The 20,893-nt window shown below is 39.4% G+C and carries 11 protein-coding genes; all 11 read left to right on the top strand.

Annotated features, from left to right (window positions below; genetic code table 11):
* Positions 1-8: 8 nt before the first annotated feature.
* The 11 genes from BXY64_RS17685 (at position 9) to BXY64_RS17630 (ending at position 20,886) form a co-directional block, all read left to right on the top strand.
* On the top strand, positions 9-1,838 hold the full coding sequence (locus tag BXY64_RS17685) for a V-type ATP synthase subunit I (RefSeq protein ID WP_147376032.1): 1,830 nt from the start codon (positions 9-11) through the stop codon (positions 1,836-1,838).
* A complete protein-coding gene (locus BXY64_RS17680) occupies positions 1,838-2,296 on the top strand; it encodes a V-type ATP synthase subunit K (RefSeq protein WP_120241304.1) in 459 nt (152 codons plus the stop codon). Before BXY64_RS17685 ends, BXY64_RS17680 begins: the two co-directional genes overlap by 1 nt.
* A 701-nt stretch (positions 2,297-2,997) precedes the next feature.
* Positions 2,998-5,601, top strand: a complete 2,604-nt coding sequence (locus BXY64_RS17675) for a helix-turn-helix domain-containing protein (RefSeq protein ID WP_211334535.1) — start codon at positions 2,998-3,000, stop codon at positions 5,599-5,601.
* A 363-nt stretch (positions 5,602-5,964) separates the two neighbouring features.
* On the top strand, positions 5,965-6,219 hold the full coding sequence (locus BXY64_RS21245) for a hypothetical protein (RefSeq protein ID WP_147376031.1): 255 nt from the start codon (positions 5,965-5,967) through the stop codon (positions 6,217-6,219).
* A 69-nt stretch (positions 6,220-6,288) separates the two neighbouring features.
* The gene (locus tag BXY64_RS17665) at positions 6,289-9,378 is read left to right on the top strand and encodes a SusC/RagA family TonB-linked outer membrane protein (RefSeq protein WP_120241301.1); all 3,090 of its coding nucleotides are present in this window, start codon (positions 6,289-6,291) and stop codon (positions 9,376-9,378) included.
* A 42-nt stretch (positions 9,379-9,420) separates the two neighbouring features.
* A complete protein-coding gene (locus BXY64_RS17660; protein WP_120241300.1) occupies positions 9,421-11,055 on the top strand; it encodes a RagB/SusD family nutrient uptake outer membrane protein in 1,635 nt (544 codons plus the stop codon).
* A gap of 368 nt (positions 11,056-11,423) precedes the next feature.
* A complete protein-coding gene (locus BXY64_RS17655) occupies positions 11,424-13,805 on the top strand; it encodes a hypothetical protein (protein WP_147376030.1) in 2,382 nt (793 codons plus the stop codon).
* Positions 13,806-13,814: 9 nt separating this feature from the next.
* Positions 13,815-15,764 carry a glycoside hydrolase family 97 protein gene (locus BXY64_RS17650; RefSeq protein ID WP_120241298.1) on the top strand — a complete coding sequence of 650 codons (1,950 nt, stop codon included), beginning with the start codon at positions 13,815-13,817 and terminating at the stop codon, positions 15,762-15,764.
* A gap of 325 nt (positions 15,765-16,089) precedes the next feature.
* On the top strand, positions 16,090-18,468 hold the full coding sequence (gene hsdR / locus BXY64_RS17640; protein WP_120241296.1) for an EcoAI/FtnUII family type I restriction enzme subunit R: 2,379 nt from the start codon (positions 16,090-16,092) through the stop codon (positions 18,466-18,468).
* 12 nt (positions 18,469-18,480) lie between these two features.
* Positions 18,481-19,230 (top strand): RipA family octameric membrane protein, encoded by a 750-nt coding sequence (locus BXY64_RS17635; RefSeq protein ID WP_120241295.1) that lies wholly within the window; start codon positions 18,481-18,483, stop codon positions 19,228-19,230.
* A gap of 228 nt (positions 19,231-19,458) precedes the next feature.
* Positions 19,459-20,886: a type I restriction-modification system subunit M gene (locus tag BXY64_RS17630; protein ID WP_120241294.1), complete on the top strand. Its 1,428-nt coding sequence runs from the start codon at positions 19,459-19,461 to the stop codon at positions 20,884-20,886.
* Positions 20,887-20,893: the final 7 nt, after the last annotated feature.

Genomic DNA, 20,893 nt, shown 5'->3' with positions numbered 1-20,893 from the left:
TTACTAAAATGAAAAAACTGATACTACTGATGCCGGAATCTTCAGTAGATGTCGATAAGGATCTAACAGTTCTTGGGAAACTTGGAGTAATGCATGTTTCTCCTTTCCAGATGGCTAAAGATGAATCAATCAACCGGGTAGATGCAAGGATCAAGCAATTGGAAAAGGCCATTTCTATTCTGGACAGGTATGATGAGCCGCATACAAAGTCTAATGCTGCCGATATTTGTGATTATTCCAATTTGGAAAGGGGTGAAATCCGTTTGATGGAGAAAGTCCTGAAAACCGAAGAAAAAAGAACTCAACTGAAGGATACAAAGCTCAGTATAAAGCATGATCTGGAATGGTATAAGGAGTGGGGAAATATTTCCATTGATGATATCGAAAAGCTGAATCGAAAAGGGATTTGGATAAAATTATACCAGCTTAATGACAAGGACTTAAAACAAATCGCAAAGCGTGAGGATGTATATGTAATTGGCAAAAACAAGCATATGAACCAATTGGCATTGATTTCTGAAAATGCCAGTGAAAGTCTTGATTTTAATGAGGTTTTAATGCCGAAATTAGAGTGTGAGCATGCCAAATCCTTATTGAGCTCGACCAATGCCCAATTGGATGAGTTGGAAATGCTTCTGCATCAGCTTCATGCCCAAAAAAGTGTGCTTCAGGATGCCCTTGATGAACGAAACAGGCGATTTGATGTGCGCAATATTCAGTATGGAGGAATTGCCATTGACAATCAGGTGAGATGCTGGAAAGGTTTTATTCCTGAAGATAAGATTGATGAATTTGTTCAGCTGGCTGACCAATACAATTGGGGATATGTGACGGAAGATCCAACAGAGGAAGAAATGGATGAAGTGCCTACCCTGGTACGAACATCGAATTGGGCAAAGTGCATTCAACCGGTAATGGATTTTATGGGACTGGTTCCCGGATACAAAGAGCTGGATGTTTCCAGGGTATTCATGATATTCTTTACATTTTTCACCGGTATTCTGGTAGGTGATGCAGGCTATGGTCTAGTATTTTTACTGATTACTTTCCTGGTTCATCGTAAACAGAAATTCGTTAAAAAAATAGAGTTTAGTTTAATCTATACGCTATCTGTGGCCATCCTGTTTTGGGGAGTGCTTACAGGCACTTATTTCGGATCAGAAATGATTGCTGAATTGTCATTCTTAAAACTGTTAAGAGTAGATCAACTGGCAAGTTTTGGTGGCGACAGCATATTCATCCAGAAACTAATGTTTCTAATTGGAGCAGTCCATCTCACAATGGGTCATTTACAAATTGCCTGGAAATATATAAATAGCGTAAAAGCAATAGCCCAGTTGGGGTGGGTGTCAATAATCTGGGGACTATACCTAATCGTAAATCAAATGGTGCTGGGAGTTGCTGCTCCTGATTTTATGATTTGGCTTTTTATTGGTGGTGCTTCACTTATTGCATTGTTCTCCAAACCAGGAAAAAATATTTTCAAAGGAATGATTTCCTCACTGGCTGGTTTGCCTTTAAGCATTATCAATGGGTTTTCCGATATCATTTCATACATCAGGTTGTATGCAGTTGGCTTGTCTACTGTATTAATGGCAACCAGTTTTAACCAAATGGCACTGGGAGACGGTGTTTCAACACTTGCATCAGGAATTGGTGCAGCTTTGGTCCTCATTCTGGGACATGGTTTAAATATGATACTTGCTGCTATGGCGGTATTGGTGCATGGAGTTCGTCTGAATATGCTCGAATATGCGGGCCATGCATCTGTAGAGTTTTCAGGTAGCGAGTATACCCCTTTTAAATTAAAAAATAATCAAACGTTAAAAAGTAAATAATGATGTTATCAACAGTAGTAACAGGCTTTGGAGGACATGCCATTGCTTTAGGTATAGCAGGAGTAGGTTCTGCTATTGGAACAGGAATTGCCGCAATGGGTGCATTGGGATTGTGGAAACAGGCCATTAAAGAGAAGAAAAAATTACCATCGCTGGCATTGGCTATGGTAGGAATGCCATTAAGTCAGGTAATTTATGGAATGATTTTTATGAATTCCATGATTGGAGCAAATTTGAGTCCCGACAGTTATACGAATCAGATAATTTGGGCATTTTTTATTGGTATTGCCATTGCTGCTTCTGCAATTATGCAGGGTAAAGTAGGTGCTGCTGCCTGTGCCAATCTGGCTGTAGATGCCAAACAGGGATCAGGGATGTACATCGCAGCCATGGGAATTATTGAAACGGTTGCCCTTCTTGCTATGGTATTTGGTATGGGAGGAATTCCGGGAGCTTAGGAATAGTATCAATTTTTCAAATATTTAATTAGACTGAAAAGCAGTTTCCTAGCAATAGGAAACTGCTTTTACTTTTTGATATGGGAAGATAAAATACGATTTGCGCCTAAATCGTAAATAGCTGATTGTAGTATTTAAATATGGTTTGATTGATAGTGCCTCCAAATGTCTTATTGAACTATTGGAATTATTAGTATCAAGTTTAAGCAAAAGCAGAAAGGAAAATTCAATTGCTGAGCATTCTCTATTGAAAAGTTTTTATTCCTGTATTCAGGTGTACATCATGTAAGCATAATCTATTTCTAAATCTGCCAATGAGAATCATTAAAAACCCATTTCTATAATTATTCTCTTGTTCTTCGATACATTGTTGCTACAAATCGATTCTTTGGTCAGTTTATACTCTTTTTTGGTCATATTGTGCAAGCGGAAAGCCTTTGTTTTTGCTTGTTTTACACAAGTGTTAAGATTGGGGTTGGTAGTCTCGATCTAATACTTTGATCAGATATTACTAGTTGATTTTTGGCATATGCACACTTGAAACTGGTAGTAAAAGATTCAGATATTTTAAATTTAGATGCGTTGCAAGAGTGGTTATACAATGTGGGAGATTGGGAGCCACTCTTGTTTTTTCTATCTTTGAATTTTAGTAAATGATTGGGATGCAAAGAAGGATTGTAACTTGTTTTTTTATATTTCTCTTGAGCTGTAGTATTCAGCTTCAGGCGACAAATTATTTTCAAAAGTTAAGTAAATTTACTACCGAACATGGTATTGTAAACAACACCATCTATTCTATTTTTCAGGATTCGACAGGAGGAATGTGGTTTGGAACTTTAGAAGGTTTAAGTTCTTACAATGGACTTGTATTTTCTTCCTATCCAATGACAGATTCTATCACGGGATATCCCATTACTTTAATTGATCAGATTAATAAAGATCAACTCCTTTTGGGAACAAGTAATGGCAGTTATTTATTTTCAATCTCAAGCAAACAATATCATAAGCTTGATGATCCGGAAGATTTTTCGACGATTACCACTCTATTTAAAATTCATAACAGAAGCTATTTAAGTACAAAATCAGGAATTTATGAATTGGATGATCAGAACAGGATTGGCCTGAAACGATTTGATCATTCGATTACTTGTAAACAGCTTTCGCCGGATGGGAACTTGCTGTTGGGAACAGCAGCTAGCGGAATTTGGCAAGCAGAATTGAGTTCGGACTCTGTATTAGTACTCAATAGAAACTATCCTGAACTGCAACATGAATCTGTGAAGGCAATTTCATTTCTAAATGAGAGAGAGCCTGTTATGCTTACCGAAAATGCGCTGTGGGTGATGCAAGAAGAAAAGCTGGTACCTGTAATAGAAGGCTCTTTTTCCTCGATGAACATCTCGCAACACAATGAAATACTTTTGGGAACTTTTGGTGAATTCATTCAGCAGGTATACAAAGAAGGAGAAAAGTATGCCTTAAAGGATTACATCAACAGGGACAATGAGATATTTAATGACTTTTACGATGCTCAAATCAATGTGCTGTTTAAGGATCATTCCGGATCAGTATGGATCGGTACCAATAGAGCGGGATTGGATAGAATAGATAGAAAAAAGATAACCTACAAAAAATACCAAAGTGATATTCAGGATCGAGAGCCTGAAGCAGGTTATATCAATGCACTTTTTCAGAATAAGAAGGGGAGACTTTGGGTAGGAACTTCAGGCAAAGGTTTGTACTATCTCGATCGGAAAAAGCAGTGCTTAAGCTCAGTGCCTATTTTCCCCGGGAATTTGAATGACTTGTATGTGGAAGCCATCTTACAGTACAAGGACAAGCTCTACGTGGGAACAAGGCATATGGGTATCATTACCACATCGGTAGAGGCAGGTGATAATACACAGGTAGTTGCATCGGGACAATTGTTCTCCAAAGAAACAGGCCTGGCAAAAAATGACTACATCTATGCTTTGAAGCGTTTTGATGAGAATTTGTACATCTGCTCTTCTAAAGGGACCTTTGTTTACGGATTTGATGATAATAGTTTTTCGAAGTTAGATTCTGTGCCTTCCATTAATTTTGCCCTTGATTCCTTGAATAACAGGTGGATTCTATCCTATAGAATGGAGCTTTATTTCAATCAACAAAAATTGGAGTTTGGAACTGAAGTTTCAGACTTTCACATTGGTAATGATGGTGAAGTTTGGCTTGCTACAGGCAAAGGAGTGGCATTTCTGCGAAATGTGAATGCAAAGCCTATATTTTACAATCCGGCAAAGAAGGTAATCGAGTTTACATCTCTCCGAAAGGACGAGGAGGGGAGTTTTTGGTTGGGATCCCGAATGGGGATTTATCGATTCGATCCGCAAACCAAACTTTTTGCCAGCTATCAAATTGTAGGAGGATCAAAAGCGAATAGTTTTAACCATGCTAAGTTATTGCAAGCTCAGGATAGTGAATTTTACTGGGGGAGCAATGATGGTGTGGTTTCAATTAATCCTCAGGCAAGCAGCTATCTTCCTAAGCCAATGTTTAAAGTAGAACAGGGTGTGAAAAAGGAAGCATCCATATTTAATGTATACAACTACTCTTACAATCATCAGGAGGAAAATGGACTCGCTTATCGATTCTTTCATCCCGATTCAAGCTGGAATTACCTGCCAGTAGACAAGTCTGTATTGGATTTTTCCCATCTTGACAGGGGTTCATATCAATTGGATATTGCGGCAATTAATGCAGATGGAATCATGAATGACAACTTTAAATCATTCCATTTCCAGATCAAGCGCTCCCTGAATGCTAGGCTAAGCTTGTGGGGAATAATTCTAATTGTATTGGCAGGTATTGTTTTCTGGTATTGGAAGGCAAGAAAAGCAGACTTGGCTTCAGTTGTTGAGGAGGAAGAGCAACCAGAGACACCGGAAGATAAAATCTACAGGGAATGGACTCAGGATGAGTTCATGCAAAAGGCTCTAATCGTTATTGAAGAGAATCTTTCGGATAATTCTTTTGGTGTGAATGAGCTTTATCTGGCAATACAAATGAGCAAATCGAACTTCTATCGCAAGTTGAAGAAATTTACCGATTTGTCGCCCAATGAACTGATTCGTTTCGTTCGATTGAGAAAATCCGCACAATTATTAATTGAGGCGAAACAAAGTGTCAATGAAATAGCCTACGAAGTAGGATTCAATTCGCCTTCTTATTTTACACGATGCTTTAAGCAACAGTTTGGCATCGCCCCATCGGAATACAAAGAGCATTACAACACGCTTTGTTGTGCACCCGAAAAAGCACTTTAGTTTAAACACTTCCCTTTATCCCCTCTCAAGAACTACTCTTTATAAACAAATCTGAAATAATTATTTTGATATGGCAATGCTGAATTATTTAAAGCATTTTCAAATTGAGTTTTTCCCTCCTAGGGAAAATCCCGACAGGGAAAAGGGTGAAATAAGAATAATATAATCAAAAACACACCCTTCTGGCTGTCGCCATCTCCCCTAGAAGGGGAGAATTTAGAATTAAATATACAATCGTTTAATTCTCCTTCGAATTATATTCTGGAAAATAAATGTGTATAACGAGTAGCTCTCAAAAGGGGAATTGAAAAGCCAAACCTCCATCTTCCCACTTTGGTCTCCCGACTAGAGTTCGGAACACTAATGAAAAAGACAACAAAGAAAGGCCGAAAACTTTCGTGTAGCGACAAGGAGAAGCCTGTTTTGTCTCTATTTCCTGATTTCTCAGTTGACCTTGCTCAAAATCCTGTGATTTTAAGGCAAATTGGTCATTCCGTACAGAATTTTGGTCAGCTTTTACAAGCTGTAATGCCCTGTTTTCAGTTGTTTTGGACAAGTCAATGTTTGACTTTGTTTGCTTGTTTGAATCATTCATGCAGAATGAAAATGACAAGTTAAATGAGCCAGGGATGCTCCCACCTTCCCTTGTGAAAAGCAATTATTAATTTTTAACCCAACTGAAAATTTATGAAAAAAATCACAGGAAGTTTGGCAAGGGAAAGCTCTTTGCTAAAGAAACGTTTTTTATGGATTGCAGGCTTGTGTTGTAGTGTATCATTACTTACGGTCACTCCAGCATTTGCTTCATCCAGTTATGAAGAGGCAGTTATAACTGCAGAACAAAACCAGGAAAAACTGGTGGTAGGTAAGGTGGTAGATAAAAATGGTGAAGCCTTAATTGGTGTAAACATCATTATTAAGGGAACCACAACAGGAACAATTACAGATTTTGATGGGAACTACAAATTGAATGTATCAGATGAAGCAGTGCTTGTATTTACTTTTATTGGCTATCTCAACCAAGAGGTTACCGTGGCAAACCAAAGCACCATTAATGTTACCCTTGAAGAAGATGTACTGGGCTTAGATGAAGTGGTAGTGGTAGGATATGGAACTCAAAAGAAAGCCAATCTTACCGGTTCTGTATCTGCAGTAAAAGGAGACGAAATGGTGAAGAAACCAATGACGGATGCCAGACAGGCACTTCAGGGAGTTTCAACCGGTGTTACGATTGTGGATCGTGGTGGAGCTCCAGGAGAGGAAGACTTGAATATCAATATTCGTGGTATCGGATCCTTATCAGCAAGTACATATCCATTGATTTTAGTTGATGGGATTGAAATGTCGATGAGTGATGTGAATCCAAATGATATCGAAAGTGTATCCATATTGAAAGATGCTGCATCTTCATCGATTTATGGTGCAAAAGCTGCCAATGGGGTAGTTCTTATCACAACAAAACGAGGCAAAGAAGGTGGATACAAGGTAGATTACAATGGATACTATGGATGGCAAACCCCGGCAACCTTGCCTGAATTGGTTGGTGCGGAAGATTACTTGAACTTGGTGAACGAAGCCTTGGTAAATGCAGGTATGAACCCTAAATACTCGCAGGAGTACATTCAGAAAACACTTGAAGGAAACGATCCGATAAATTACCCATATGTGAATTTGTTTGAAGAATTGTTTGAAACCGCACCGGTTTTTAACCAATCGGTTCGAATTAGCGGGGGAAATGAGAAATCAAAAATTGCATTATCTCTAAATCACATGAAGCAGGATGGTATGCTGAAGAATGTGGAATCGGAGCGTTTTGGTTTTCGTTTGAATACAGACTTTCAGGTGAAAGATAACTTCAAAGTAAGAGCTGATGTTTCTTTTAACCGACGAGACAATGAAAGACCAAACAGGATGAATAGTGCCATAGGTGCAATTGTAGGAACTTCACCAGTTACTGTACTGAAACATCCAAATGGTGTTTATGGATTGAACAAGGACAATACCAACGCTTTGGCATGTTTGGAAGTAGGAGGAATGAATGAAGAAAACAAAGAGGCTCTTAATTTGAAAATTGGTGCTGATTTGGAAGTGTTGAGTGGATTAACCTTGCGATCGGATCTTTCCTATAAAAGCATGAATAACAGGTATAAGAATTATACTGCAGCCTATGATTTCAGGAATCCTGAAAATCCTGATGAAATAGTTCACAGATGGACACCAAGTAAGTTGGTAGATGGACGTTGGAATCAGCAGGAAATCAACTTTAAAGCATTGTTGGATTATAACAAAACATTCGGAGATCATTCTTTTCATGCATTGGCAGGTATTGATGTAACCGAAAACAAAGCTTACGTTCTTAAAGGTGAAAGAAACAATATTTATAGCGATGACTATGTGGAGCTAAACACTGGTGATGCAGAAGGACAAACCAATAAGGGGTATCAGGAAGACTGGGCATTGTTTTCTTACCTGGGAAGAGTAAACTACACCTATAAGGGCAAATATTTACTGGAAGGAAACATCCGTTACGATGGTTCATCTCGTTTTGCTAAAGGTAATAAGTGGGGTGTTTTTCCGTCCTTCTCAGCGGGATGGAGAATGTCAGAAGAAGACTTTATGACTTCGCTTGAGTTTGTAGATAATTTGAAGTTGAGAGGAAGTTGGGGACAGTTAGGAAATCAGAATATTGGTTACTATAAATTTACTTCTACAGTCTATGCCGACTATCCATACAATTTTAATGATACAGAAGTAAACGGTTATTCTCAATGGTACTATGCAAATACTGATATTACCTGGGAAACCACTGAAATGATTGATTTTGGCTTTGATTTGACTTTATTTAATAACAAGCTGGAAGTAGTTGCAGACTGGTATCAGAAAGATACAAAAGATGTGTTGCTGGTATTGCCAATTTCCTACCTGACAGGTTTGGGAGCATCGGAAACCAATGCCGGGAAAGTTCGCAATACCGGATGGGAAGTTTCTTTAACACACCGAAATACCATTAATGATTTTAACTATTCTGTAGGTTTCAATATCTCTGATGTAAAAAATGAGTTGGTAGATTTTGCAGGGAATGAACCTTCCATAAGCGGATGGACCATATTGAAAGAAGGTGAATCTGTGAATGCATTTTACGGATATGAATCAGATGGTTTGTTCCAGTCGCAGGAAGAGATTGATAACCATGCAAGCCAGCCAAACCAATCGCAGTTAAAGCCTGGTGATATTAAATTGGTTGATCAGAATGGCGATGGTGAAATTAACGATGAAGACCGTAAGGTAATAGACTCTTCGATTCCTCGATACAGTGTAGGATTAAATCTTTATATGGAGTACAAAGGGTTTGATTGCTCTGCCTTTATGCAAGGTGTCATGAAAGCTGAAAATTATTTCTATGGTGCTCCAAACGAAGGGCCAGCTTATGAGATTTTTACAACCAAAAGAGTGCTGGATCGCTGGACTCCTGAAAATCCAGATGCAACTTTCCCAAGATTGGAAGCTGCTTCGAACAAGAACAACTACCTGTATAATGATTTCTGGCTAAGAGATGCTTCCTACCTAAGACTCAAAAATCTTCAAATTGGTTATTCTCTTCCAAAATCTGTTTTGGAGAAATGGAAAATCGATAAGATGAGATTCTATATTGGAGGAACCAATCTGTTCACGATAACAGATGTGGAATCAGGATTGGATCCTGAAACCTACGATGGAAGACCAAATTATTATCCTCCGGTATCAACCTATACCATGGGAGTACAACTTCGTTTCTAGAGGTGGTTTATTGATTAGTTTAACTTGAAAAATACTATATAGATGAAAAATAATATAATAGGTCTGGCTTGTGCTTTACTATTTGTTTTAGCGGGCTGTAGCGAGGATTTTCTGGAGCGCTCACCTAGCGACCAGGTATCTTCAACAAACTTCTTTACACAAGAGAAAGATTTGGTTTATGCTGTGAATGCGGTTTATGCATCCATTGGTTTTAACAGCTGGGAAACAACCTATGGATATTCAACAGATTTGTTACGCATTGAAAACTTAACCGATAATGCTCTGGATCATCATTCATGGAATGCTGGATTCCGTTTGGCAGATGGAACGGCTTCTGCATACGATTGGTATGTGGAACATCGTTGGAGAGAGCGATACAGAGGTATACAAAGAGTGAACAGAATATTTGAAGGTGCTGATGGTGTAAGCGATATAAATGCTGAGAAAAAGGCTCGCTTGTTGGCAGAGGCAAAATTTCTAAGAGCATATTTCTATTTTGATTTGGTTTACCTGTTTGGGGATGTACCATATATAACCAATAGTTTAACGCCTGATGAAGCTGCTGAAAGTACAAGAACAGCAAAGCAAACAATTCTTGATGCAATGCTTACTGACCTTACTGCAGCAGCAGCTGATCTTCCGACCTCTTATTCCAGCGATAATCTTGGGCGAGTAACCAAGGGTGCAGCGCTATCATTAAAAGCCCGCATCTTGCTTTACCAGGAAAAGTGGGGAGAAGCAGCCACTACTGCCAAAGAGGTCATGGATTTGGCTGTTTATACCATATATCCAAGCTATCAGGAAATGTTTACCTATAAGGGAATTAACAATTCAGAGGTGATTTTCGACTTGCAGGAAATGCACGAGAAACAATGGAATTTCACATTGCAGAATTATGGTCCTAACTCTGTAGGTGGTTGGAGTAGTGGTTGCCCTTTGCAGTCATTGGTTGATACTTACGAATGTACTGATGGTAACACAATTGATGTATCACCATTATTCGATCCAAACGATCCATATGCCAACCGTGATCCACGTTTGACTCACTCGATTCTTTACCCTGGTCATGATTGGCGTGGTGGTGTTTTTAATTCCATTCCTGGAGCAACATACCCAGGAAAAGAAATTATTGCAGGCGACGATTTGACCGATGGAACAGGAGGACAATGGAACAAGACAGCAACAGGCTACAACTGGCTGAAGTACATCTCTGAAGATGATGTTGACAACGGAGATTATTGGAACGGAGCCATACACTTTATTCTGATTCGATATGCTGAAATATTATTAACTTATGCTGAAGCGAAAATAGAGAATGATGATATCGATCAGTCAGTTTATGATGCAATTAACGAAGTGCGTCAGCGCCCGGATGTAAATATGCCTTTGATTACCACCGGCAAATCCAAAGAACAACTGCGTACCATTGTACGTCGTGAGCGTAGAGTAGAGTTGGCTTTTGAAGGTTTGCGTCTTATGGATATTCGCAGATGGAAAATCGCAGAAAATGTAATGCCTGGAGTACCAGAAGGACTTACATATACCGATCCAAATTCAGGAGAAGAGGTAACTCTGTCATGGGGAGAACGCACTTTTAATCCGAATAAACACTATCTGTGGCCTATTCCACAAACGGAAATAGACATTTCACATTTAGAACAAAACCCTGGATGGTAAAAACCATTTATTCCCGGAGGATTTCCTCCGGGAATGTTTAAACAAATACTTAGCCCTAAAATGATTGAGAGAATAGAATTGGTTTCAAACACTTAAAGGGCATGTCTTGGGAAACACAGAACATGATTCCAAGGCATGAAAAATGAATTTTATATGAAACGTCCATGAGTAAATAATTATTAACTCACGTACGAGGGTGATTATTTGCGAATGGTAATCCCGATGGTTATCGGGACCATCTGACTAATGGAAAAAATAATAACCAGATGAAACGAACATGTAAATTTTAATTAAAAAGTTGCACACAGGTGCATGATTAAAATTTTCATGAGAGTTCCATATGGCAACTGTAGACAAATTATAATCATATGAAAAGAACAATTGTAGCAATGGTCTTCTGGTGTCTCATTCAAAATGCAATGGGGCAGGAAAAGGTATTTCCGGGGGCTGATGAACAAACTCCATCAAAGGCCCAGTATTTTTCCTGGATCAACAACACCAATGAGGGAGCAACTGAAGAGCATACTTTAATTAACCTGGATTTTTTCCAATGGCTTCAGGATGAGTATGGGATGATTTTGGATATTTATGCTTTTGATGCAGGAGCTATTGATGGAAAGCGCTTTTACGGAAGTGTCTATTCAGAGCGTTTTAAGAAGCAGTTTCCCAATGGATTTGACCCTATGTATAAAAAGGCAAAGGCCATGGGAACCCGATTGGGTGTGTGGGGAGGACCCGATGGTTTTGGAGAGAGTGAAGAGGAAAAACAGGCACGTATCAATCAGATGGTAAGCCTTTGTAAAGATTATGAGTTTGCCCTTTTTAAATTTGATGCGGTATGTGGACCTTTGCGTCCGGAAAAGGAAGATGCATTTATCGAAATGATGAAAGAGTGCAGAATCTACAGTCCTGATTTAATTCTTCTGAATCATCGTTTGGGCTTGAAAAAAGGAAAACCATATGCAACAACATTTTTATGGGGAGGACAGGAGACTTATATTGATGTGTTTACATCCAATACCACCACAGCTCCACATCACAGAGCAGGAGCATTGGAAAGAGGATTAGTACCAGGCTTGAAAAGGTTAACCGAGGACCATGGGGTATGTATTTCTTCCTGTTTGGATTATTGGGAAGATGATTTGATTCTTCAGGCTTTTAACCGTAGTATGATATTGGCACCGGAGATTTATGGCAACCCATGGCTATTGAAAGATGAGGAATTTGCCAAGCTGGCAAGAATTTACAACCTACATCGCAAGTATGGTAAAATTCTGGTTAATGGAATGGTGTTACCTGAAGAAAAGTATGGGAAATCTGCGGTTTCAAGGGGAGATGATGCAAGCAGATTACTTACGCTAAGAAATTTGACCTGGGAACCTATTACTTACAAGATAAAACTAGATCATGAAATTGGACTGAATGCAAAAGGTGAAATTGAAGTACGCCAGTTCCACCCTACGGAAAAAATATTGGGCTCCTATCAGGCAGGGAGTGAAGTTGAAGTGGAAGTAGCGCCATTTCGTTCCTGTTTGATTCTTGCAACTTCCAATCATTGCGATGAGCCTGGCGTAATAGGTACAGATTATGAAGTAGTACGAAATGTTCCTGGAAAATCTACTCTTATCAAGCTGTTGGGAATGTCTGGTACCAATTCGAAAATTCAGCTTGTGAATGCTGCAAATTACAACACAGCAACTCTTAATGGAAAGTCAGTTTCCTCATTACTCAAAGGAAAATCGCTTAAGCTTAAATTTGAAGGAGAAGCCTTGAAGCAGGAAGCTCACCGAAAATTGGCTGATTTAGCAGAGATTGAAATCCCACAGGATGCAAAAGCTCTTTATGAGGCAACTTGTTATGCGGCCGACAACAATGCACTGGAAGTTCGCTCCTTGGAGAGATCGGGTACAAGTAACATCCCTCAGGTTCAAAAGGCACGTGATGCGTTCTTTAATCAATCTGTTTTTGTAGACAGAGGAGTGTGGGATAAAAACTTGTTTGATGGCGACAGGAAGACAGGATTTTGGCCTAGCAGAAAATACAATATCGACCAGAAAGTAGAAGGAGGATGTTTTCGTCTTGATTTGGGTGAAATCACAGATGTGGACCAGTTAATGATTAGAGTTCCTGATGATTTCTCTTTGCAACCACTTTTAAGAGATGAAGGAAATTACGCTGAAGTTTCTACAGATTTGAAAAGCTGGAAGACCCTTACTTATTATGCAGGGGAAGAAATGAGAATTGATATCAACGGATCCGTTCGTTACATCCGATTGTGGGATCAACCAGGACGAATTGTGGAAATTGAAGCCTGGAAGGATGGACAAATGTTGGATAGAAGCAAATGGAGAGCATCCAACCTATTTGCGCATACAAACAGGAAAAAAGCACAAAAAGCATGGAGTGCAAAATTCAATCTGAATGAAATTCCTGAGGGAAGCTACTTGTCAATCGCCATTGATGGGAAACACGGAGTTGAGGGAGCCTATGCTGCGGCAAAAATAGATGGTGAACTGGTGGGATGTCCCGATAGAAGCGTTTCCTTTCCATCCAATACCTGGGAGTTTGTGAACGCTAAAAGAGATAGCAATTACACTTACTATCTTCCATTAAATGAAAACATGAAAGGAAAAGAGATTGAAGTATTTGTTTTGGGATTTGACAAGGAAAATCTGGATTTCAAACCGGAAGTATGGATTTCTGCTTATCCATCACCTTATGAAGAACAAATCTTAGAACTAACCAAATAAACGAGAATCATGACTAAAAAAATAATTTGTCTTTTTAGCCTTTGCCTGTGTATAAGCGCAGTGTTTGCAAAAGACTATCAATTGCAATCGCCAGATAAAAAAACAATCATAAGAGTGCATACGGGAGAGGACTTAACTTTTTCAGTGCAATACAAGAAAACCCCTCTGCTTAATCCTACGGTAATTGCCCTGGAACTGGAGGGAGTTATCCTGGGTAAAGAGCCGAAAGTAATCCAAAAGAATACCAATTCCGTAAACAGAGAGATTAAACCGGAAGTATGTGAAAAGAGTGAACTGATTCAGGAAAACTTCAACGAACTGAAACTGACTTTCGAAAAGAGATTTGATGTGGTTTTCAGGGCTTACAACAATGGTGTTGCCTATCGATTTGGCACTCACTTGCCTGGTGAAATAACCGTGAAATCTGAAAAGGGAAATTTTAATTTTCCGGAAAACAATATGGTATATTGGCCAAAGGAAAGAAGCTTCCATTCCAACAACCAGGTGTATTATGATTTTACCTCACTGGGAGAACTTTCTTCAAAAGATCTGGGAAGTTTACCGGTCTTAATGGATACAGGTAAAGGCGCAAAGCTGGTGATCGGTGAAACTGATTTGGAAGATTATCCGGGAATGTGGTTCAATGGAACAGAAGGGAATGCTCTGATTTCCACTTTTCCAGCTTACCCAAATAAAACAGAACAGGTGGGCGATAGAGATGTGTTTGTTAGAGATCGAAAGGATTACATTGCCAAAACAGATGGAACCAGAACATTTCCATGGCGATACATAGCCATAGCCGAAAAAGATGGAGATTTAATAACCAATCAATTATCCTGGTTGCTGGCTGATCCTTGCGAAATTAAAGATCCTTCCTGGATTAAACCCGGAAAGGTGGCCTGGGATTGGTGGAATGCCAACAATGTGTATGGTGTTGATTTTCGTGCCGGAATTAATACTGAAACCTATAAGTATTACATCGATTTTGCTGCCGATTATGGTTTGGAATACATCATTCTGGATGAAGGTTGGTATGAGCTGGGAGATTTACTGAAGATCGTTCCGGAAATGGATATGGAGGAACTCACCAGCTATGCAAAAAAGAAAGGTGTAGGGCTGATTCTATGGGTGGTTTGGAAAACATTAGACGACCAGTTAGAGCCAGCATTGGATCAGTTCCAAAAATGGGGAATCAAAGGCATCAAGGTGGATTTCATGGACAAGGACGACCAGTGGATGGTGAACTACTATCACAAGATTGCCAAAGAATCGGCAAAGAGAGAGATTCTCGTGGATTTCCACGGTTCATATAAGCCTGCAGGTTTGAGAAGAAAATATCCGAATGTGCTAACACGTGAAGGAGTAAATGGGGGAGAGCAGTACAAATGGAGTTTAAGACAAACACCGGAACACAACCTGATAACTCCATTTTCACGCATGGTGGCTGGTCCCATGGATTATACTCCCGGGGCAATGAACAATGCTCAGAAGAAAAATTACAAACCGATATTCGATCGTCCAATGAGTATGGGAACACGTTGCCATCAGTTGGCCATGTATGTTGCCTACGAGAGCCCATTGCAAATGCTTTGTGATAACCCATCGAATTACCGTAAGGAACCTGAATGCATGAAGTTCTTATCGGCAGTTCCAGCAGTATGGGATGAAACCAAAGTATTGGATGCCAAAATATCCGACTACCTGTTGCTTGCCAGAAGAAAAGGGAATGAATGGTACTTGGGTGCCATGACTGATTGGGATGCACGCACACTGCAATTTGATCTTTCTTTCTTACCAAAGGGGAAAAAATACAAAATGACCATTTATCAGGATGGGATCAATGCAGATCGAAATGCCACAGATTTTAAAATGAAAGAAATCATTGTGGACCATACTTTTCAGTATGACTTAAAAATGGCTCCAGGCGGAGGTATGGCTGCCATGATTCAGCCACTTTAATTGATAAAATAAAAAACATATACAGCTTGCATCGTGGATAAATCATAAATTTTCATTTGAGGTTTTAAACAAAGCTTGCTTTAAGAATAGATGTTTGCGAAGGAGGTGCAGGAATGTACCTCCTTCTTTTGCATGCAATAAATACCAATAGGGTAATAGTATCAGTTCGTATGTTGCTAAAATCAATTGATAAGCTTATTTACTTTTGGTTACATAAGACTTATAGGAAAACTAAAAATTCAAAAGGTCTATTTCTTTTCCTTGTTGCATATTTTGTTAATTTTGGGTTTGTGTTACCTAAAAGAACTACCAAGTCCCAATGACTATGAATAAGAAGAACCTATCTGAAAGAGACATTTGTACCAAATACATAACACCTGCCATTAAAAAAGTAGGTTGGGATATCAAAAGACAAGTGAGAGAAGAGAAATCTTTTACTGATGGTAGAATCATAGTGCAAGGAAAATTACACACCAGGGGTAGGCAAAAAAGAGCAGATTATATTCTGTACTATAAATCAGATATTCCGATTGCTATCATCGAAGCCAAGGACAACAAACATTCTTTGGGAGCAGGCATGCAACAGGCTTTGGAATATGCCGAAATTCTGCAAATTCCATTTGTATTTAGCAGTAATGGTGATGGTTTTCTGTTTCATGACAAGACCATAAGCGAAGGGCAAATAGAGACAGAACTGAGTTTGGATGAATTTCCTTCACCAGAAGAGCTATGGAACAAATATCTAAAGCATGAACAGCTGGACGAAGCTCCAGTTAGAAAGATAGTCGAACAAGATTATCATGTAGCTGAGGATGGCATGACACCTCGCTACTATCAGGCCAATGCCATTAACCGAACCGTTGAAGCGATTGCAAAGGGACAGGACCGAATCTTATTGGTAATGGCAACCGGAACAGGTAAAACCTATACCGCCTTTAACATTGTATGGCGCTTGTGGAAAGCAGGAGTGAAGAAACGTATTCTTTTCCTTGCCGATAGAAATGCACTGTTGACTCAAACAAAAACTGGTGATTTTTCTCCATTCGGGAATGAGATCATGCATATCATTAAGAATAGAAAGATTGATAAAGCATACGAGATCTATTTTGCCTTATACCAAGGCTTGACAGGCAACGAAGATTTCAAGAACGCTTACAAGGAGTTCAGTCCCGATTTCTTCGACTTGGTAATCATTGATGAGTGTCATCGCGGTAGTGCTTCCGAGGCATCGGCATGGCGTGAAGTTTTGGATTACTTTTCATCGGCAACACAAATTGGTATGACGGCAACCCCAAAGGAAACCAAAGATGTTTCCAACATCAACTACTTTGGCGAACCAGTTTATACTTATACATTGAAACAGGGAATAGAAGATGGTTTCCTTGCGCCTTATAAGGTGATTAAAATCAATACTTCAGTAGATGATGAGTGGCGTCCGACAAAAGGATTAAGAGACAAATTTGGCCACGAAGTTGAAGATAGAATTTACAACCTGAGAGATTACGATAGAAAACTAATCATTGATGAGCGAACACAATTGGTGGCTCGCAAAATTACGGAGTACCTAAAAGCCACTGATCGTTATGCCAAGACCATTGTATTTTGTGTAGATATTGATCATGCCAATCGCATGCGCCAGGCATTGATTAATGAGAATGCCGATTTGGTGAGCAAACATCCACATTATGTGGTGAAAATTACTGGCGACGATGAGGTAGGCAAACGCGAACTGGACAACTTTACCGATGTGGAAGAGCGTTTCCCGGTAATTGCGACAACCTCGAAAATGTTGACAACAGGAATCGACACCAAAATGGTAAAATTGGTGGTACTGGAGGCCAATATTGGTTCCATGACAGAATTCAAACAGATCATAGGGCGCGGTACTCGCATTCGCGAGGCTGAAGGAAAAATGTTCTTTTCCATTATGGACTTTAGAAGAGCTACCAACCTGTTTGCCGATCCTGATTTTGATGGAGAACCCGTTCAAATTTATGAGCCAGCTCCAGAAGACCCTGTGGTACCACATGAGGAGGAAGAAAGCGAAGAGACTCCAAGCAACGATCCAACAGGTCAGGATGGTGATGAAATAAATGGTGAAAGACCTGAAATTACAATTGATGATGACGAGGACGATCGTCCCAAGAAATACCATGTAAATAATGTGGCAGTTACCATTGCCAACGAACGTGTACACTATTATGGAGCCGATGGCAAACTGATCACCGAATCCTTAAAGGATTATACCAAGCAGAATATCAAACGTGAGTTTGCCTCACGAGAAGTATTCTTCGAAAAGTGGAATGCCGCAGAAAAGAAAGAGGAGTTGATAAAGGAACTGGCAGAGCATGGCATCTTATTGGAAGCCTTAAGGGAAGAAGTAGGCAAGGACATGGATGCCTATGATCTGATTTGCCACATTGCTTTTGACCAGCCGCCATTAACAAGGCAGGAGAGAGCCAACAATGTTAGAAAGCGCAACTACTTTGGAAAATACAACGAAGTAGCTCGCGAAGTATTGGACAAACTCCTGGAAAAATACGAAGAGGAAGGCATCGTTTCCATAGAAGATACAGCCGTTCTAAAGCTACAACCTTTCAGTCAAATAGGAACGCCAGTTAAATTGGTGAGAGCCTTTGGCAAGCGGCCCGACTTCGAAAAAGCCGTGAAAGAATTGGAAGATCAGATCTACACTATTGCTTAAATATTAGAATTAATGAGTAAAATAGAACCAGTTAAAGGAATAGAAGAATACAAAAAACTTTTTTATAAAGAACAAAAAAGTGACGGTGCTGAAAATGATAAAAAGGAATTACGGGATAATATAAAAGATGCACTTGCGATCGCAGTAGATACAAGAAAGCTTGAAATTGAATTATATTGGAAGAGAGCAACATATTTTTGGGCATTTATCGCAGCTACCTTTGTTGCTTATTTTACACTTTGGAATAAAGGTGGCGTTTCTTCTGGTTTTATTATTCCTATTTCAATTATTGGGTATTTCTTTTCTTTAGGATGGTATTTTGTAAATAGAGGGTCTAAATTATGGCAAAAAAATTGGGAAGAACACGTGTTATATTTAGAGAGTATAATTCATAGGCCTCTTTTTGCGACGGTTAGAGTTCCTAAAGGTCAGTTTTATAATTTATCTAAAGCATATCCATTTTCCGTTTCAAAAGTAAATCAGAATTTGAGTTTCATGATGGTGATATTTTGGTTTTGTACAACAATTTATAGCTCTTTTATTATAATTGATATTCCATTAGCAAGTAAATTTATTGATGTTTATTTTCTTCAATTTGTAATTCGTTGTCTATTTGTAGGCCTTGTATTTGTCATATTGGTTTTGCTTTCTTACGTATTTTACAAGAAGTCATTATGCTTTTTAAAGGATAATGATGAATACAAGAGTGTTCTGAATAGACATAAGGAGGCGGATTTTGTTCGAAAAAAATTAGAAGAGTAACCTTATTAATATAAGAGTTTCGGAAATATAAATATTAAATTTGCAGACCTGTCAGGTATCTAAAACCTGACAGGTCTTATAATAAAAAATAACCTGTCAGAGTCGGAGTCCTGACAGCGTTTTATAAATAATACAAATCAAAGTCCCCTTTAGAACCTGTCCCGATTCATCGGGAGGATATAGGGGGAGATTTTATACTTAAAGTCTTTATACTTTTTAATTCAATACATGAGCAACATTACAGCCAATATCAAAAGCATACGCGACATCATGCGTAAGGACACAGGAGTAGATGGAGATGCACAGCGCATTTCGCAAATGGTATGGATGCTTTTTCTAAAAATATTTGCCGATAAGGAAGAGGAGTGGGAAATTACCATAGATGATTTTGAATCGCCCATACCTGAAGACTTGAAATGGCAGAATTGGGCCGCCAACGAGGAGGGATTAACCGGTGAGGCCTTAATGGAGTTCATCAACAACAACCTATTTCCTCAGCTAAAGGAGATTGACATCAACATTAATCCGCAAGCGAAAATTGTAAAGTCGGTATTCGAGGATACATACAACTACATGAAAAACGGTACGTTGTTTCGTCAGGTGATTAATGAGATAAACAAGATAGATTTTAACAGCGACGACCGACATACCTTCAACGACATTTACGAAACCATACTGAAAGAACTGCAATCGGCAGGATCATCGGGTGAGTATTACACTCCGCGCGCCGTTACCCAGTTTATGGTAGACATTACCAATCCGCAATTGGGCGAATCGGTATTAGATCCAGCCTGCGGTACAGGAGGCTTCCTTACCTGTAGCATCGATCACAAAAAGAAACTGGTGAGTAATGCCGATGAGGAACGCAACATGCAAAGCAGCATTCGTGGCGTAGAGAAGAAACCATTGCCACACCTTTTGTGTACAACAAACCTGATGTTACACGGGTTCGATTTGCCAGCCGTACAGCGTGGCAATTACCTAAACAAACCATACAGCGATTGGAGCAGCAAGGACAAGGTGAATGTGATCCTAACCAATCCTCCATTTGGTGGAGTAGAAGAGGATGGAACCGAAACCAATTTCCCTGCCAAGTTCCGCACCAAGGAAACGGCCGACCTGTTTTTGGCTTTAATCATTAAGCTATTGAAAGATGGTGGACGTGCCGCGGTGGTATTGCCAGATGGTACGCTCTTTGGCGAAGGTGTAAAAACACGCATCAAACAAGAGCTGTTGGAAAAGTGTAACCTGCACACCATTGTACGATTGCCAAACGGGGTATTCAATCCGTACACAGGCATTAAAACCAACCTGCTGTTTTTCGAGAAAGGAACACCAACCAAAGAGATTTGGTACTATGAGCATCCTTACCCGAATGGTGTAAAGAGCTACAACAAAACCAAGCCCATCAACATTAAGGAATTCGACCGCGAAAAGGCATGGTGGAACAAGCGTGAAGAGAATCAATATGCATGGAAAGTTCCTGTTGAGGAGATTGTAAAACGTGGCTACAATTTGGATGTGAAAAACCCTTACCAGGAAGCTGATAATTTGGCGAGCCCAGAAGAATTGCTGAAAGAATTCCGTGCCAGTGAAGAAAACATCAGCAGCGCGCAAGACAAAATTGTAGATGTATTAACTCAAGCCCTTAGCTAGGATGTTA

Origin of the sequence: Marinifilum flexuosum (genome assembly GCF_003610555.1) — a bacterium.
Classification (GTDB): Bacteria; Bacteroidota; Bacteroidia; order Bacteroidales; family Marinifilaceae; genus Marinifilum; species Marinifilum flexuosum.
This window is presented reverse-complemented; position numbering and strand designations above follow the sequence as displayed.

Excerpts from the sequence above, each read along its gene's own strand:
- BXY64_RS17665 (WP_120241301.1), top strand. The coding sequence starts at position 6,289 with ATGAAAAAAATCACAGGAAGTTTGGCAAGGGAAAGCTCTTTGCTAAAG.
- hsdR (WP_120241296.1), top strand. The coding sequence starts at position 16,090 with ATGAATAAGAAGAACCTATCTGAAAGAGACATTTGTACCAAATACATA.
- BXY64_RS17630 (WP_120241294.1), top strand. The coding sequence starts at position 19,459 with ATGAGCAACATTACAGCCAATATCAAAAGCATACGCGACATCATGCGT.
- BXY64_RS17655 (WP_147376030.1), top strand. The coding sequence starts at position 11,424 with ATGAAAAGAACAATTGTAGCAATGGTCTTCTGGTGTCTCATTCAAAAT.
- BXY64_RS17660 (WP_120241300.1), top strand. The coding sequence starts at position 9,421 with ATGAAAAATAATATAATAGGTCTGGCTTGTGCTTTACTATTTGTTTTA.
- BXY64_RS21245 (WP_147376031.1), top strand. The coding sequence starts at position 5,965 with ATGAAAAAGACAACAAAGAAAGGCCGAAAACTTTCGTGTAGCGACAAG.
- BXY64_RS17680 (WP_120241304.1), top strand. The coding sequence starts at position 1,838 with ATGATGTTATCAACAGTAGTAACAGGCTTTGGAGGACATGCCATTGCT.
- BXY64_RS17635 (WP_120241295.1), top strand. The coding sequence starts at position 18,481 with ATGAGTAAAATAGAACCAGTTAAAGGAATAGAAGAATACAAAAAACTT.
- BXY64_RS17685 (WP_147376032.1), top strand. The coding sequence starts at position 9 with ATGAAAAAACTGATACTACTGATGCCGGAATCTTCAGTAGATGTCGAT.
- BXY64_RS17650 (WP_120241298.1), top strand. The coding sequence starts at position 13,815 with ATGACTAAAAAAATAATTTGTCTTTTTAGCCTTTGCCTGTGTATAAGC.